We start from the raw sequence: 16,983 nt of genomic DNA on the forward strand, positions 1-16,983 counted from the left end.
GAGAATATATAATAAGAAAGAATATTTGATTTTATTGGAAAACAAAAGAAAAAGAAGGTGATTACTATTTCTCATATAACTGCGAAGAATATGTATAAAAGTTTAGAGGAAAGAATAAACAAGTTTCCACAAGGTGCTCCACCATCTGATACATTATACAAAATACTAAATGTACTATATACAGAACAAGAGGCGAAGTTAGTTGCTCAGCTTCCAATAAAGCCTTTCAGAGTAAAAACAGCAGCTAAAATTTGGAGTGTAAGTGAAAGTGAAGCATATAGAGTATTGGATAAACTTGCTAGTAAGGCTCTGATACTAGATATAGAAGATAATAAAGGGAAGAAATATATAATGCCTCCTCCAATGGCTGGTTTTTTTGAGTTTGCCATGATGAGAACGAGACACGATATAGACCAAAAACTTTTGGCAGAGCTTTACTATCAATATATGAATGTAGAAGAAGATTTTATCAAAGATTTATTTTATTCAACAGAAACGAAGCTTGGAAGAGTATACGTTCAAGAGGAAGTTTTAACTAATGATAATGAGGTTAGTATTTTAGATTATGAAAGGGCTACTCATATAATTGATGAATCAACTCATATAGGTATAAGTATGTGTTACTGTAGACATAGAATGCAACATGTTGGAAAAGCTTGTGATGCTCCCATGGATATATGTATGACGTTTGACAATGTAGCAAATTCTTTAATAAATAATAAATTTGCAAGACGTGTGGATAAAATAGAATGTAAAGAACTACTTCATCAAGCATATGAACATAACTTAGTTCAATGTGGAGAAAATGTTAGGAAAGGGGTTACGTTTATATGTAATTGCTGTGGATGTTGCTGTGAAGCAATGGTAGCAGCTAAAAGATTTGGAAATCTTCATCCAGTACAGACAACAAGTTTTATACCAAATATAAACCATGAAAATTGTGTAAAGTGTGGTAAATGTATAACTGCATGTCCAATAGATGCGATAAGCAAGGTTAAGGAAGATGGTAAAGAATATATAAAAATTGATGAGGATAGATGTCTAGGTTGTGGAGTTTGTGTTAGAAATTGCCATAAAAATAGCATTATGTTATTAAAGAGAGATGAAAAAATAATAACTCCAGCAAATTCAGTACATAGAGCAGTTCTTATGGCAATTGAAAAAGGGCAGTTACAAAATTTAATTTTTGATAATAATGCTCTGGCTAGTCATAGAGCTATGGGAGCTATACTGTCAGCTATATTAAAGCTTGAACCAGCTAAAAAGATTTTAGCCAGTAAACAATTAAAGTCAGTATATTTAGATAAATTGTTAAGTATTAATGATAAATAGAAACTAACTTAAAAAAGGCAAAGTTTTAGACTTATCTATATCTTAATAAACTTATCATTTAATATTTAAATTTAATTTTTACACATATAAAACTTATAACTTAAATAAAAAAAGGCTATATTCAATTAATATTACTTGAATACAGCCTTTTTTAGTTATGTTAAGCTATTTCTTTTATTTGCTTAAATGAGTTTTCATTTCCATTTCCACCAATTTGTGTTACAGATTTAAATCTCATAGTTTTAAATAGTTCTTTTTGATTATAATCTAGTGAGTTTCCTACTAGCATTACAGGAGATTTAGTTTTTCCAGCCAAAACTCCAACAGATAATCCGTCTATTAAATCATCTTGTTTATTCATTCCATTTTTAGCAACATATAAATTGTCTATCTTAGAATCCTTGTAAAATTCTTTTATTACTTTTGCATTAGTTTCATTTCTAGTGCTACCTGATATTCTCTGTGGATTTTGAAGTTTACTTTCTATATTTTTAGAAACTGTATATTCTCCACCGATTACATAAGATTTATCAATCTTTTTGTTTTTAAATACGTTATTTATTTCAGTTATATTACTATTTTCATTAGTAAGTATTATAGGCATATCATTTTGAGCTGATACAGCTCCAATGCTTACTGCATCGGCTAATCCTTTTTCGCCATTAACTACTGAAATCTTTGATATATTGCTAATATTGTTCAATTCTTTAGCAATGTTCATAGAAGTTTGATATCTATCACTTCCTGAAATTCTAGATACAGAGATATTGTTTGATTTTATAGTATCTAAAGATTTTTCATTTATAGAAGCTTCTCCACCAACTACATATACATTTTTAACTTTTAATCTCTTTAATTCAGCCAAAGTTTTTTCATTTATTTGAGAGCTTCCAGTCAATAATATAGGAGCGTTTTTCTTGTATGCAAATGGTGTTGCAGCCAAAGCATCTGCAATTGCTGAATCGTTTATTAAAACTGCATTTTCAGCATTTTCCCAACCTGCTTGACTTATCTTAATAGAAGTTTCATATCTATCAGTTCCTGTAAGTGCACTTGCATTTACTTCATCTTGATATGTAACCTCAAATCTAGCATTTGGACTTCCTAAGAAAACAATTACGCCTCCTTTTGGCAATCTAACTCTATTGTTCTTTGTAACTAAAGAATAGTTTACAGGAACACCTTTATCATCATAAACAGCAAAAGCTGAATTTTGAGGAAGATTAACTTCTATTTTTTTATTTGCGATATCGTCACCAATCTTATACCATTTTGCATAACCATTGGATTCTAGTTCACAAGTAAAAGATTTTTCTGCTGGCAAATTAGTTATAGAATCTTCACTAACATACGTTAGTGTTCCAAAAGATAAATACTCTGTACCATTTTCTTTATGAAGTTTAATGTCGGATAAATCACGACCTATTACACCAGGTATTTCTATAAAAGCATTTGAGTTATTCTCATCCATTATTTTAGTGTTAACTATATAACCTGGAGTTTCATCAGAAAGACTAAAACTTGCTTTTACAGAGCCAAACATATAGCTTTGAGAAGTATATTTTTCATCCACTAGATAGTAACCTTTGCCACTTCTTTTTTTCCACACTTCTTTGACACTATTTGATATATTGTTGTCATCTACTTTTTGAGCTACATAGTATAAACTTGCTGTCTGACCTAATCCAGGGACATCATCATAAGAGCTCATATTTAAATATGTGATATTATTTTTTTCTTTTACAAATTTTAAACAACTATTACCTTTTTCAGATACAAATCTATCTTGACCTATGTATACGTATTTATCTTCAGGTCCATTTTCTATATAAGGAGAAGATACTGTTAAAGTACCATTATCATTAACATCTACTTTTATCATATTTGAAGAAGCATAAAGACCACTATTTTCTTTTAAAGAGCTTGGCATTTTAACTTGTTGTGGCTTACTAAATGTTTTATCAGGTTTTATTTCTTTAATTTTACCTTTTTCTTTTAATGCAGATAGTAAGATTTCTTGTCCAATTATTTCATTAAGTTGACTACTTCCACCAGAAGAAAGAACTGCAACTGCCATATTTTCATCTGGAAGAACTATAAGATTACTGTGGAATAATAAAGAATCTCCACCTTTTGTAAGAGCTTTTAAATTATACTGATTAAATGGATAAGTGTTGACACAATCCCACCCTAAACCATATCCAAGTATAGAGTCTTCTCCTTCAGGCCATAGACCATTTAAATATTCTTTGTTTTCCATAGCTTTTACTGAAGCAGGAGAAAGAATACCATTTGAATTTTTCATAAATGTTTGTGCAAATGTACATAGATTTTCTGCACTTGAATATAAACCACCTGCACCTATAGCATTAAGGTTATCTTGTGGAACTGCATCTTCCCAATAAGGTACGTATGCTTTTGCTAGTTTTGAACTATCAAAGCTATTTTCTGTAGTTTTTGTATTTTGTAAGTTAAGTGGATTATTTATGTATTTATCAAGAAAATTAGTAAATGACATACCAGATACTCTTTCTACTAAAATTTCAGCTAAAGTAAATCCATCATTACAATAAACGGAAAAAGCTCCTGGTTTAGCTTTTAATCTTTGTTTTTGTAATTCTTTTAAGAAATTATCATGACCATAAGAATCATTGTCTGCTAATAAAATAGTGTTTTTAAAACTACTTCCCATCAACCCTGATGAATGATTTAATAACATTCTTGGAGTGATTTCCTTGTATCTATCATCAGCCATTTTAAATTCAGGTATATACTTTACAACAGGAGTATCTAAATTTAATTTTCCATCATCAACCAACTTCATAACAGCTGTTGTAGTAAACATTTTACTGATAGATGCGATACTATACATATTATCCTTATTTAAGTTTTTGTTATCCTGTTTGCTGTAAACTCCACCATTACCAGAAATCTCAATTTTGCCATTATCAATCAAAGCATATTGAGCACTTACAGCACCATACTTTGATAGCAAAGTTTGGATTTTCTCTTTAGCAAGAGCTTTAGTTTTTGTGTAAGATTCCGCGTTTTTACTATAATCATGTAATTCTATATCAGAACTTTGATATTTTTCGGAATTATCTTTTGTATTATCAGCAAAAGTAATATTTGGAGCAGCAGTAAATAACATACTCAATACTAATGTACTAGATAATAATTTAGAGAGCCTTTGCTTAAACATATTACATTACCTCTTTCCCTTTTTAATAATTTATAATTAGCATAACATTCTTAATTATTTTAATCAACAGATTATTATCAATAAAAAAAGCTTTTATAAGTATAGCTTTTTATATAACAGAGAAAAATATAAAAATAATATTTGTTGTTGTATAAAGAATAAAGGGTATAGGTAATATATAAATAAAATGGAGGAATTTTAGACATATGTATAAGAATATAAATAAGAAGCAACTTAAAGAAATGATGAAAAATGAAAAGGATGTTTTATTATTAGATGTAAGAACTAAAGATGAATTTAAGGAATATAAAATAGAAAATGCTATAAATATATCTTTACAAGAGTTAATCAATAATATAGATGAAATTTACGATTATAAAGATAAGAAAGTAGTAGTTTATTGCAGAAGTGGTCATAGAAGTGTTACTGCATGTAATTTGTTAGCTGAAGAAGGTTTTGAGCATTTATATAATTTAAATTCAGGAATAATTGATTATATGAGTTAAATAATGTAAGTTATACATTAAATACTATGTATAGCTCTGCTTATTAAGTAGGAATATATCTAAATATTTATAAGATAAATTTAGGAAAGAACGAATTTTTTCGTTTTTTTCTATGACAGTTTTTGTAGTAAATATTAGTTTTTAAGTTGGAAAAAGGTAGTAGCTTTTTAGCTACTACCTTTTAATATGAACTTAGAATATTATTAAAAAAATATATTTAAAGACAGAATTAATTTTTTAATGACCAGTTAAATTACTATCGCCAAATTTATCATTAAATGGTTTTATAACTCTATTTATAGGTCCTTTTAGAAGTACATTTAAACAAATAGACAGAATCATAAATAGTAATAGAACTAGTATATCTTTAGTTAGATTTGGAGCATATATACCACCAACTGCTTCCCTTGTAGCACCTATTGCATAGGTAAATGGCATTATAGGGTTTATTCTTTGGAAGAATGTAGGTGTAACTTGTATAGGGAATGTACCACCAGAAGAACCAATCTGAACGACTAATAGTACTATTGCAATTGCTTTTCCTACATTTCCAAATACAGAAACTAAAGAATACACTATAAAGTTAAATACCATACTAGTAAACATAAGCAGAACTATCAATAAAATTGGATGTTTTGCTGTTACTCCTAACAATAATATATCTCCAGTTCCTATTATAAAACCTTGGACAAGAGCTATACTTAAAAAAGTAAGGCCTCTTCCAAAGTAAATTTCATAAGGTTTATAGTTTCCATGTACAGATGTAGACAATAGTGCTGAAATAAGTAATATACCAACCCATGTAGAAAGAACACTATAAAATGGTGTCATTGCAGAACCATAATTTTCAATTGGATATAATTTCTCTGTTTTCACCTCAACAGGTTCTTTTAAGAAATTAGACTTTGTCAATATATCACTTTCAAGCAAGCTGACTAATTTTTTCATATCTTCACCATTACTAATTTTGCTTAAAGTATCAATCAAATCATCCAACATTCCTTTTGCTAAAGGAAGTCTTTCTCTTATCAATGATATACTTTCCTGTGCATTTCCTGAAAGTTTTAGAGAAGTAGTAAGTATTTCTTCAACCTTTGGAAGTTTTGCTTCTGCCTTATCTAAAACAGTAATTATATCATTTGCTACTTTTATACTGTTTGCAAATATACTATTTATAGGTTTTGATATTTTTGAGTCAAAATTATTTAAAATATTTAAATTAATTCTTCCAATACCATTTGATAGACTTAAAACATTATTCAAAGCACTTATAGATGGTTGTTGTCCAGATATAACTTTGTTTTTAATATCATTTAATGTTGATATAGATGAATCTATTTTATTGCTAGAGTCTTCAAGATTATCTATGACATCATCCAATCTATTATTTGATGTAAGTTGGTTTAATTTAGTTAAAAAATCCACCAAAGTATTATTTAAAGATTGCAAATTAGAAAGTTTTTCTGATAAATTATCTATCAACTTAGGTACATCTTCACTGCCACTATTTACTGCATCAATTAAATTTAATGTAAGAGAAGAAGCAGAAGATGAAAGGTCAACCATTAAATTTAAGTCAGACTTAATAAGAGGAGAAAGTTCGTCTAAATTATCATTTGTATCCTCTAAGAATTTTTTTAAGTCACTTGATAACAGTTTTGTATCATTCAGAGTTTTTTTAATTGTAGGTAAATCAGATTTAATATCTTTAACTGTATCAGATAATTTTGAAGTAGCATCAGAAGCTAAATCAACAGTCTTATTTATATGGTCAAATCTCTTTTGAAGGTCAATAAGGGAATTTTCAACTTTTGTCAATTTTGGAAGACTGTGTTCAATTCCTGCACCAACTCCGTTTGATATACCAAGAACGATTTCACTAACTGTTTTTACTATAGTCTGATTAACCTGTAGTTGTATTGTAGAAGCACCTTTATCTGTAATCTTTGGTGCAACTGCATTTATTTTTTCATTAACAGTATAGATAATTTCCCCTTTTTTAACATCATCTGTAATTAAAGATGTCAAATCTTTTGTAAAATTTTTTGGAATCTTAAGTGATGCATAATAAGTACCTTTTTTAACACCTTCAAGAGCCGTTTTTTCATCTACAAACTGCCAACCTAAACTCTTGTTATCTTTGAGTTGTTCAATTAATTGGTCTCCTACATTAATCTTTTGTCCTGCTATTTCATTTCCTTTATCTTCATTTGTTACTGCTACAAGCATATTAGCAGTGCTTCCATAAGGGTCCCAAGATGCCTTTATATTGAACCAAGCATACAGAGATGGTAAAAAAGCAAGACCTAAAACTATTACAAGTACGGCATAATTGCCACGTATATCTTTTAGGTCACTTTTAAAAATTTCTAATATATTTTTTAAACCCTTTGAAGGTCTTAAATTCTTGATATTATTCCAGTTTAAAATTTCTTTTAAACTATTAGTTTTTTTCAAATGTCTCACCTCCTAAAATATTTTGATAAAGAAAAAAGTTAGATTTATAATCAATTTTAAATTATATTACTTTTTACACAAATAGTAAAGTTAAAATTTTGTCTTAATTTTAATACATATATATTATATATAATAGTATGCTATAAATATATATAAATATAGGAAATAAAAACAAATAATTTATAAAATATATGGTATAAAAATTAATAATAAATCAAATATTTATAATTGATATAATCAATTAAATTAGCCATTATGATATACTTTTGGTAATGAGAAAATTCTATGAAGGGATGATTGAATGAGGTATTTTAAAAAATACATAAAAAAATATATAGTATTATTTCTAACAGCAGTATTTTTTTTAACATTGGAAGCTTTTTGTGATTTAGCTCAACCAACTATAATGGCAAAAATAATAGATATAGGGGTTTCAAATAAGAACTTAGACTACATACTATCAACAGGAGCTATAATGATAGGTATAACTTTTTTAGGTGCAATATTTGCAATAATAAGAAGTGTAATCTCGGCAAGAGTTTCTCAGCATTTTTCTTATGATTTAAGACAGGATGTATTTGAAAAGATAAATACATACTCATTAAAACAAATAGATAAATTTGGTAGAGCTTCATTAATAACAAGAATTACTAATGATATCAATCAAATGCAACAATTCGTTAATGGAATGATGAGAGTTTTTATAAAGTCACCAATAATGTGTATAGGAAGTTTAATTATAGCTATAAAATTAAATTTAAAGATGTCAATAATTATTCTAATTGCAGTTTTAATTATATTTATTATAATATTGCTTAATATGAAGATAGGGTATAGATTATTTAAAAATGTACAAGAAAGTACAGATAAAGTAAATTCAAAATTAAGACAGTTTTTAAGTGGAATAAAAGTAGTTAAACTATTTTGTAGATACGATTATGAGAACCAAAGCTTTGAAGAGTTAAATGATGAACTTTTTAAAAATAGTAGAAAAGCTACAACTATGATGTCATTTTTTAGACCGACAATTACAATAATCATTAATGTTTCCATAATAATAATATTACTGATTGGAAGGCATTTAATTTATTCAGGAGAAATTAAAATTGGGATTATAGTTGCTTATGTAAACTATATGACTAGAATATTAACATCTCTTATAATGATTTCACATGTTTTTAATGTTTTTGTTAGGGCAAAAGCATCTTATGAGAGAATAAGTGAGGTTTTGGTTGATGAGAATGAAGAAGTAATTGAGAGAGAAGAAAGTTTAGATGTTGGAGAAAAAGATTTAAAGTTTGTAAACTGTGATATAATTTTTGAAAATGTAGATTTTTCGTATAACAAAAATACAGATGAAAAAATATTAAAAAACGTATCCTTTAAAATAGAAGAAGGTCAAAATATTGGTGTGATTGGTCAAACTGGTTCAGGAAAGACTTCTTTAGTAAATTTAATTCAAAAATTATATATAATTGATAAAGGTGATATTAAGATTGGAGGACGTAGTATATACAGTATTTCTGAAGAAAGTTTAAGGGCAAGAATAGGTGTAGTATTTCAAAATAGTAGTGTGTTTGGAAAAAGTATATTGGAGAATGTAGTTATGGGAAATAGAGATATATGCAAAGAGGATGTTGTAAAATCATGTGAAATAGCAAATGCAAATCAATTTATAACAAAACTCGAAAATACTTATGATGAAGTTTTATTCCAAAGGGGTAAAAATTTATCAGGAGGACAGAGACAAAGAATTACTATAGCTAGAGCTATAGCCAAAAAACCACAAATATTAATTCTTGATGATTGTTTTAGTGCAATGGATATTAATACAGAGACAATTATAAGAAAGAATATAAAAGAGTATATAAGTAATTTAAGAGAAAAGGAAAGTAAGAAATGTACTGTAATAACTATTTCACAAAAGATTAGTTCTATAATTGACTGTGATAAGATTTTAGTCTTGGATGAGGGTGAGGTGGTTGGATTTGCTACACATGAAGATTTACTGGTTAGTTCTCCAATTTATAAAAAAATTTTTGCGTTGCAAAATTTAGTAAGTGAAGATGTAAATTAAGGAGGAAGTATATTGAATTTAAGTACTGGAAATCAGAAGGTCAGTAGATTAAAGAAAAAAGAAAAGCCTAAAGATTTTAAAAAAACGTTTAAAAGAATTTTTATGTACTTTAAAAAAGATAAGAAGATTACTAGATTTATTTTTTTGCTAGTAATAATTGATTCAATTATATCAACTGTAATACCATATACTATTGGAAAGGTAGTTGACATAATAGATATCGATACTTATTCAAAATCCATTTTCTTAAAAGGAATAATTATTTTACTTTCATTTTATATAATTGAGTTTTCAGTTAAACTGTCTAAGGGGATATGTACAGCTAGATTATCTCAAAGTATAGTCAGAGAAATGAGAAGTAATTTATTTTTAAAATTTAAAAATCTACCAATAACCTTTTTTGATAAAAGTTCTACTGGAGATATTATGAGTAGAGTGACAAATGATGTCGATAATATCAGTACAGGAATATCAAATTCATTAGTACAGTTAATTACAGGAATCTTAAACATATTGATGACTTTTATTATGATGTTTGTATTAAGCCCAATTTTAACCTTTTGCAGTGTAATATTAATACCGATAGTAATGTTTGTGAGTAATTTTATTGCAAAGAGAACTAGAGTTTTTTTTAAGCAACAACAAGTTGAGTTGGGAAAACTAAATGCACATATTGAAGAAATGATATCAAACATAAATGTAGTAAAATCTTTTAATTATGAAAGAAAATCTGTAAATGATTTTAAAGAAGTCAATGATAGACTTCTAAATATTTCCCTTAAATCGCAAATTTACACTTCTCTTTTAATGCCTATTATGAATGTGATTAGTAATATAGGATTTGCAACTATATGTATTATAGGAGGCATTCTTGCATCTAAAGATATTATAACCATAGGGGTTATAGCTAGTTTTTTAAGTTATGTAAGACAATTCACAAGACCTTTAAATGAATTAGCAAATCTATTTAATACATTACTTTCAGCCATAGCTGGATGTGAAAGAGTTTTTGAAATTATAGATGAACAAGAAGAGCAAGAAGTGCATAACATGTTTAAAAGTGAGATTAACGATAATAAAGATGGTAATTTAAACTCTCATTTTGTAAAGGGAGAAATTGAGCTTAAAGATGTAAGTTTTTCTTATGATTCAAAAAAGAAAATTTTAGATAATATAAACCTAAAAATCAAATCTGGCACATCAAATGCCATCATAGGAGAGACGGGAAGTGGAAAAACAACTATTATAAATCTAATTACAAATTTTTATCATATAGATGAAGGAAGTATATTTTTAGATGGTAAGGATATATACTCTATTAACAGAAACTATTTGAGAACTTGTTTTGGAGTAGTTCCACAAGAAGGTTATATATTCAATGATACAGTTATGGAAAATATAAGGTATGGAAATCTGGAGGCTACTGATGAAGAAGTTATATATGCTAGTAAAATAGCAAATGCACATAAATTTATAGTTAAAATGCGTGAAGGATATAGTACTGTATTATCGGATAGGGGTGAAGATTTAAGTGAAGGTCAAAAACAATTAATAAGTATTGCTAGAGCAGTATTAAAAAATGCTCCAATACTTATTTTGGATGAGGCTACAAGTAACATAGATATAGCAACAGAAGCTAAAATTCAAGAAGCAATAAATAATTTAACTTATGGAAAGACAAGTATAATTATAGCTCATAGATTAAGTACTATATCAAATTGTGATAATATAATAGTTTTAGAAAATGGTAGAATTGTGGAATCAGGAAATCATAAAGAATTGATAAAATTAAAGGGACATTATTATAGAAACATATTATTGACACAGGGAAAATAAGTATTTAGAAAAAACTTTTAAAAAAATTGTTTAAAGGTATATGGTGCGGGTATATATAGACTAACTTAATAAATAAAAAATTTAATTTGATATATAAAATTTAGGAGGAAAGTAATTATGAAGAAATTTGTTTGTACAGTATGTGGATATATACATGAAGGAGATGCTGCACCAGCACAATGTCCAGTATGTAAAGTTGGAGCTGATAAATTTGAAGAAATGAAAGGCGAAAAAAATTGGGCTGATGAGCACAGAATAGGAGTAGCTCAAGGTGTAGATGAAGAAATAATCGAAGGATTAAGAGCTAACTTTGTTGGTGAGTGTACAGAAGTAGGAATGTATTTAGCAATGAGTAGACAAGCTGATAGAGAAGGTTATCCAGAAGTAGGAGAAGCTTATAAGAGAATAGCTCTTGAAGAAGCTGAACATGCTGCTAAATTTGCAGAACTTCTTGGAGAAGTTGTAGTTGCAGATACAAAAGAAAACTTAAGAGTTAGAGTTGATGCTGAGTATGGTGCAACTGATGGAAAATTAAAATTAGCTAAGAAAGCAAAAGAATTAGGATTAGATGCTATACATGATACAGTACATGAAATGTGTAAAGATGAAGCTAGACATGGTAAAGCATTTTTAGGATTATTAAATAGATATTTTGGAAAATAAATTTAATATAAAGTAGATTTTAGGAGTATCTCACTTATAATTTTTAAAGTTATGAGTGAGATATTTTTTAATTATTTGTACTTTATTTTTTATTTCTAACGATTATATTTTTAATAATAGAGAATAATTTAATAGTAATAATGCACAACTTTTAAAAATAAATGATTAATCCAAAAATAAATTTGATTTTAGAAAAGTAAATTGACATGTAAAGAAGAATATATTAAACTAAGTATAAAAAATTTGCTGTTTTGTAAAGGTGGTGGATAATCTGATAAAGTATATACATAAAAGTGATGTAGCTATTGTTGTTTTGCATGAAATCTATGGGATTAATAGCTTTATAGAAGATGTTTGTCAAAAGTATTATAAATATGGATATGATGTATTTTGTCCTGAACTTCTGGGAGAAAAAAGAGTTTTTCCATATTCAAAAGTCCAAGAGGCATATGATTTTTTTATAAATAATGTTGGTTTTGATATTTATAAAAAAGTTGAAAAGCTTATAAATGATTTAAAATCAGAGTATAAATATGTATTTGTTGCTGGGTATAGCGTGGGAGCAACTATTGCATGGAGATGCAGTGAAGATTCTTTTTGTGATGGCATAATTTGTTGTTATGGCTCTCGGATTAGAGATTACATGGATGTAATTCCAAAATGTCCTACCTTATTAGTATTTGCAAAGCACGATTCATTTGATGTTGATTCTATTTCTTACCAACTTTCTAGGAAACAAAATATCCAAATTGAGATTTTAGATGCAAATCATGGTTTTATAGATAGATATTCAAATAATTATTCTGATATTCAAACAAAAGTATTTACTATTAAAGAAAAAAGTTTTCTGTCTAAATATTTAGCATGATTTAGATTATTATAAAATATATAGAAAGATTTAATTAATCTGAAAAGTTTTTATGACACTATTGATATTTAAAATATTAGTAGTGTTATTATATTTTTTGAAATAAAATTAATCACTAGAATTATAGTGTTAGTTGTGCTTTTATGACTTATAAGAAACTAATATTAGATAGTGTATTTAAATAGATAATAATAAATTCATTATAGTTGAATAAGAATATTATATGAGAATATTGCAATTTGATATATTTACCATTACAATAAAAGTAGTTACAACTAGAAAACGAAATAAGTTAAAGTAAGTTGGCAAATTGGAGGTTTTTAAATATGAAAGCATTTAAAAAGCACTTCTTGATACTTTCTTTGATATTTTTACTTATTATATCATGTTTTAACAATATACTATGCTTTGCTGATGAGTCTGAAAATTCAAAAAAAATAAGAGTTGGATATTGTGATGACTACGGAATAATATCCTCATCAAAAGAGCATTCTTATACAGGATATGGTTATGATTATCTAAGAGAAATCTCAAAATATACAAGATGGGAATATGAATTTGTAAAAGGGTCTTGGGAAGAATGTTTAGACAGACTAGAAAAGGGTGAAATAGACTTACTCGGACCTTTACAGAAGAATGATGAAAGAAATAAACTATTTAATTTTCCTAAACTAAGTTCAGGATATGAATATAGTGCACTATATACAAAGGATAGTAACAATAATATGTTTTATGAAGATATAAGTTCCTTTAAGGGAATGAGAGTAGCTGTACTTAGAGGAAACTTTCATAATACTGCATTTGAGAAGTATAGAGAAGAAAATAATTTTTCAGTTGAATATATATACTGTAATTCTATTGATGAATTAATTGAGTCCGTCAATGAAAAAAAGGCAGATGCATTTGTTTGTGGAAGTATTATAAATGCTAAAGGAATGAAAATAGTTAGCAAATTTTCAGTAGAACCTTTTTATTTTGCTACTGCAAAAGATAAACCTAATTTGGTAAAAGAATTAGATTATGCTTTAAAAGAATTAAAAATAAATGATATGTATTATGAGTTGGAATTATATAAAAAATATTTCAAAAGAGAGGTCAATAATTCCATAGCATTTACTCGGCAAGAAATGAATTTTATTAAAGCAAACCCAAAACTTACTATGGTATATGATTCAGAGTGGTCTCCTGTAGAGTATTATGATAAAGAAAGCAATTCATTTAAAGGTATAAGTTCCGATTTAATGTCAATTATATCAAAAAAATGTGGTATAAAATTTGAATATATTAAAACAAAAAATTATAATGAGAGTCTTGATTACATAAAAAGTGGTAAGGCAACTATGCTATGTGGCTCAATCAATGAAAATGATAAGGCAAAACGATTTAATATGAAATTGACAAATCCATACATAAATATTCCAATGATTATGGTAGGAAAATTGGATACCAATCTCAATAATGATTTAAATATTGCTTTAACTAGTAGTTATAAGTCTATTGATTCTTATATAGAAAAGAGTTTTGAAAATGCTAAGACAACATCTTATAAGAGTGTAGAAAGTTGTCTAAACGCTATAAATGAAGGTAAAGCAAACTTAATGATACTTAGTTCTTATCAGTTTGATGAACTTTTAAGAGAAGGAAAGAGTGAGAATTTATCTGTTATATCTGTTTTAGATACAAGCTATGGGATGCGTATAGGGGTATCAAATAAAACTGACCCTATATTAGTGTCTATTTTAAATAAATCAATAGACAAAATTACTGAAGAAGAATTAAGTGATTGTATATATTCTAATACTATTGACAAACCTTATAAAGTACCATTTGGTGTGATTTTTAAAGAATATTCAATACAAATTATTTCTTTTGTATGTATTTTATTCTTAATTGCTATTAAATATATAATTTATAATAAAAAGAAGAAAGAGGATTATCTAAGGAAGATAGCATATACAGACCCATTGACAGAAGCAGATAGTATAGATAAATTTAAAATAAATTCTAATAAACTGTTTGCTAAGAATAATCCAGAAGAATATGCGTTGTTTTATATAGATGTTGACAAATTTAAATATATAAATGATATGTTTGGATATGATATGGGAAATGATACTTTGATACATATATCAAATACTATTGCAAGTGAATTAAAGGAAGATGAAATTTTTGCAAGAGTTTCTGCTGACCATTTTGTTCTTCTTATTAAGTATAAGACAGATGATGATATTAAAACAAGGTTAAACAATATTTACAATAAGGTTCAAATACTTAGTAATCCTAAAATAAACTATTATAAATTGATTTTAGATTGTGGTATATATAAAATAAGTAAAAGTGATAATGACATAAATACTATTATGGATAGAGCTAATACTGCAAGAAAAACTATAAAAGGTGGTCATAAAAATTCATTTGCTTTTTACGATAAGGAAATGCACAAAAAAATATTAAAAGAGAAAGAAATTGAAAATTCAATGGTAGATGCTCTTAATAATGGAGAATTTATTGTTTATTTTCAACCTAAATATAGCCTTTCAGATTATCAAATTATAGGGGCAGAGGCTCTTGTTCGTTGGGATAATCCACAAAAAGGTCTAATACCACCAATAGAATTTATTCCTGTATTTGAGAGGAATGGTTTTATTGTAAATATTGATTTCTATGTATTTGAGGAAGTGTGTAAAAAGATTAGAGAATGGATGGATGAAGGACAAAAAGTAGTACCTATATCTGTAAACTTGTCTCGAATGCATTTTGTAAATAGTAATTTTATAGAGGAGTTTAAATTAATTGTAGATAAATACAAAATTCCGACAAGACTTATAGAATTAGAGCTAACAGAAACAGCAGTATTAGATAATATAGAAGGATTACTTGATACAATGAACAATTTGAAAGAAAAGGGATTTGTAATCTCTATGGACGATTTTGGTACAGGATATTCCTCTCTTAATCTTTTAAAAGAATTGCCTGTTGACATATTAAAACTAGATAGAGCATTTTTTACAGAAAAAGATGAGAGTAATAATGAAAAAATTGTTATATCTAATGTCATTAAAATGGCAAAGGAACTGAAAATGAAAGTAATATCAGAAGGTGTAGAGACTATTTCGCAAGTAGAATTTCTAAAGCAAATTGGGTGTGATATGGTACAAGGATATTTGTTTTCTAAGCCAATGCCTGTAAAAGAGTTTGAAAAAATCGCTTTTAAAAAAGAATAAAGCAATGTGTAAATAATGACATATATAATAAAGGTGCTTTAATATTAGTTGAGTATACTATTTTAGAGCATCTTTATTTTTGTATTAATTTTTACGATTTTATTAATAAAATAAATCAAATGAGAAAAAAAATCAAAAGAATACAATAATCACTTGCAAAAAATATACTATTGTGATAGACTTAAATCAAAATTAGGAATTGTAAAAAGAAGGAAAAAATAGGATGTTATTTTAATAGATTAAGATTTAAGGTATTGTAATTTATATATAAGATAACGATTGCTTGTAGATTTAAATTACTTTAAGAGGAGGGATATTATATGATGCCATTGATATTATCAAATACAGGTGAAGAAGTAGTTATAAAGAAAATTTCGGGAAGTGATAAGACGAGGACTTTTTTAAATAGTATAGGTTTTGTAGTGGGTACAAATGTTAAAATAGTTTCTAAGATAGATGGTAACTTAATAATAGACGTAAAAGATACTAGAGTTGCATTAGATAAAAAAATGGCAAGTAGAATAATAATATAGGGAGGTAATGACATGAACAGACTGAAGGATATTAAGTGTGGAGAGACTGTAAAAGTCAAAAAGTTAGAGGGAGAAGGAGCTACACGAAGACGTATAATGGATATGGGGATTACAAGAGGTGTTAATATATTTATAAGAAAAGTAGCTCCTCTTGGTGACCCAATTGAGGTAACAGTCAGAGATTATGAACTATCAATTCGTAAGTCAGATGCAGAAAAAATTATTGTGGAATAATAAAGATTAATTAGAGTAGGGTTAATGTAATTATATAATGAGAATGATTTT

11 protein-coding genes are annotated in these 16,983 nt (G+C 27.2%); 9 read left to right on the forward strand and 2 right to left on the reverse strand.

The annotated features are described in order from the left end of the window. Positions 1-57 precede the first annotated feature (57 nt). Complete coding sequence (locus CDIF1296T_RS07755; RefSeq protein WP_009896394.1) at positions 58-1,332, forward strand: 4Fe-4S dicluster-binding protein; 1,275 nt, start codon at positions 58-60, stop codon at positions 1,330-1,332. A 160-nt stretch (positions 1,333-1,492) separates the two neighbouring features. On the opposite strand, the gene CDIF1296T_RS07760 is transcribed toward CDIF1296T_RS07755, so the two are convergent. Further along, positions 1,493-4,534, reverse strand: coding sequence for a cell wall-binding protein Cwp20 (locus CDIF1296T_RS07760; protein WP_009896396.1), 3,042 nt, complete (start codon positions 4,532-4,534; stop codon positions 1,493-1,495). A gap of 206 nt (positions 4,535-4,740) precedes the next feature. Between CDIF1296T_RS07760 and CDIF1296T_RS07765 the strand changes: the two genes are divergently transcribed. Continuing rightward, positions 4,741-5,040, forward strand: coding sequence for a rhodanese-like domain-containing protein (locus CDIF1296T_RS07765; protein ID WP_003438666.1), 300 nt, complete (start codon positions 4,741-4,743; stop codon positions 5,038-5,040). 237 nt (positions 5,041-5,277) lie between these two features. On the opposite strand, the gene CDIF1296T_RS07770 is transcribed toward CDIF1296T_RS07765, so the two are convergent. After that, complete coding sequence (locus CDIF1296T_RS07770; RefSeq protein WP_025985729.1) at positions 5,278-7,506, reverse strand: YhgE/Pip domain-containing protein; 2,229 nt, start codon at positions 7,504-7,506, stop codon at positions 5,278-5,280. A gap of 292 nt (positions 7,507-7,798) precedes the next feature. Here CDIF1296T_RS07770 and CDIF1296T_RS07775 point away from each other — a divergent pair, with 292 nt between their 5' ends. The 7 genes from CDIF1296T_RS07775 (at position 7,799) to CDIF1296T_RS07805 (ending at position 16,932) form a co-directional block, all read left to right on the forward strand. After that, positions 7,799-9,574: an ABC transporter ATP-binding protein gene (locus CDIF1296T_RS07775; protein ID WP_009902522.1), complete on the forward strand. Its 1,776-nt coding sequence runs from the start codon at positions 7,799-7,801 to the stop codon at positions 9,572-9,574. Positions 9,575-9,586: 12 nt separating this feature from the next. Further along, complete coding sequence (locus CDIF1296T_RS07780; RefSeq protein ID WP_009896403.1) at positions 9,587-11,410, forward strand: ABC transporter ATP-binding protein; 1,824 nt, start codon at positions 9,587-9,589, stop codon at positions 11,408-11,410. 117 nt (positions 11,411-11,527) lie between these two features. Then, on the forward strand, positions 11,528-12,073 hold the full coding sequence (locus CDIF1296T_RS07785) for an NADH peroxidase (protein ID WP_003419930.1): 546 nt from the start codon (positions 11,528-11,530) through the stop codon (positions 12,071-12,073). Between the two features lie 259 nt (positions 12,074-12,332). Then, positions 12,333-12,941, forward strand: a complete 609-nt coding sequence (locus CDIF1296T_RS07790; RefSeq protein WP_009896408.1) for a dienelactone hydrolase family protein — start codon at positions 12,333-12,335, stop codon at positions 12,939-12,941. Positions 12,942-13,267: 326 nt separating this feature from the next. Beyond that, the gene (locus tag CDIF1296T_RS07795) at positions 13,268-16,165 is read left to right on the forward strand and encodes an EAL domain-containing protein (RefSeq protein WP_009896410.1); all 2,898 of its coding nucleotides are present in this window, start codon (positions 13,268-13,270) and stop codon (positions 16,163-16,165) included. Between the two features lie 320 nt (positions 16,166-16,485). Then, complete coding sequence (locus tag CDIF1296T_RS07800; protein WP_003419939.1) at positions 16,486-16,698, forward strand: FeoA family protein; 213 nt, start codon at positions 16,486-16,488, stop codon at positions 16,696-16,698. A 12-nt stretch (positions 16,699-16,710) separates the two neighbouring features. Next, entirely contained in the window at positions 16,711-16,932 is a 222-nt protein-coding gene (locus CDIF1296T_RS07805) for a FeoA family protein (RefSeq protein WP_003427474.1), read from the forward strand. Positions 16,933-16,983: the final 51 nt, after the last annotated feature.

This window comes from Clostridioides difficile ATCC 9689 = DSM 1296, assembly GCF_001077535.1.
GTDB classification, from domain to species: Bacteria; Bacillota; Clostridia; order Peptostreptococcales; family Peptostreptococcaceae; genus Clostridioides; species Clostridioides difficile.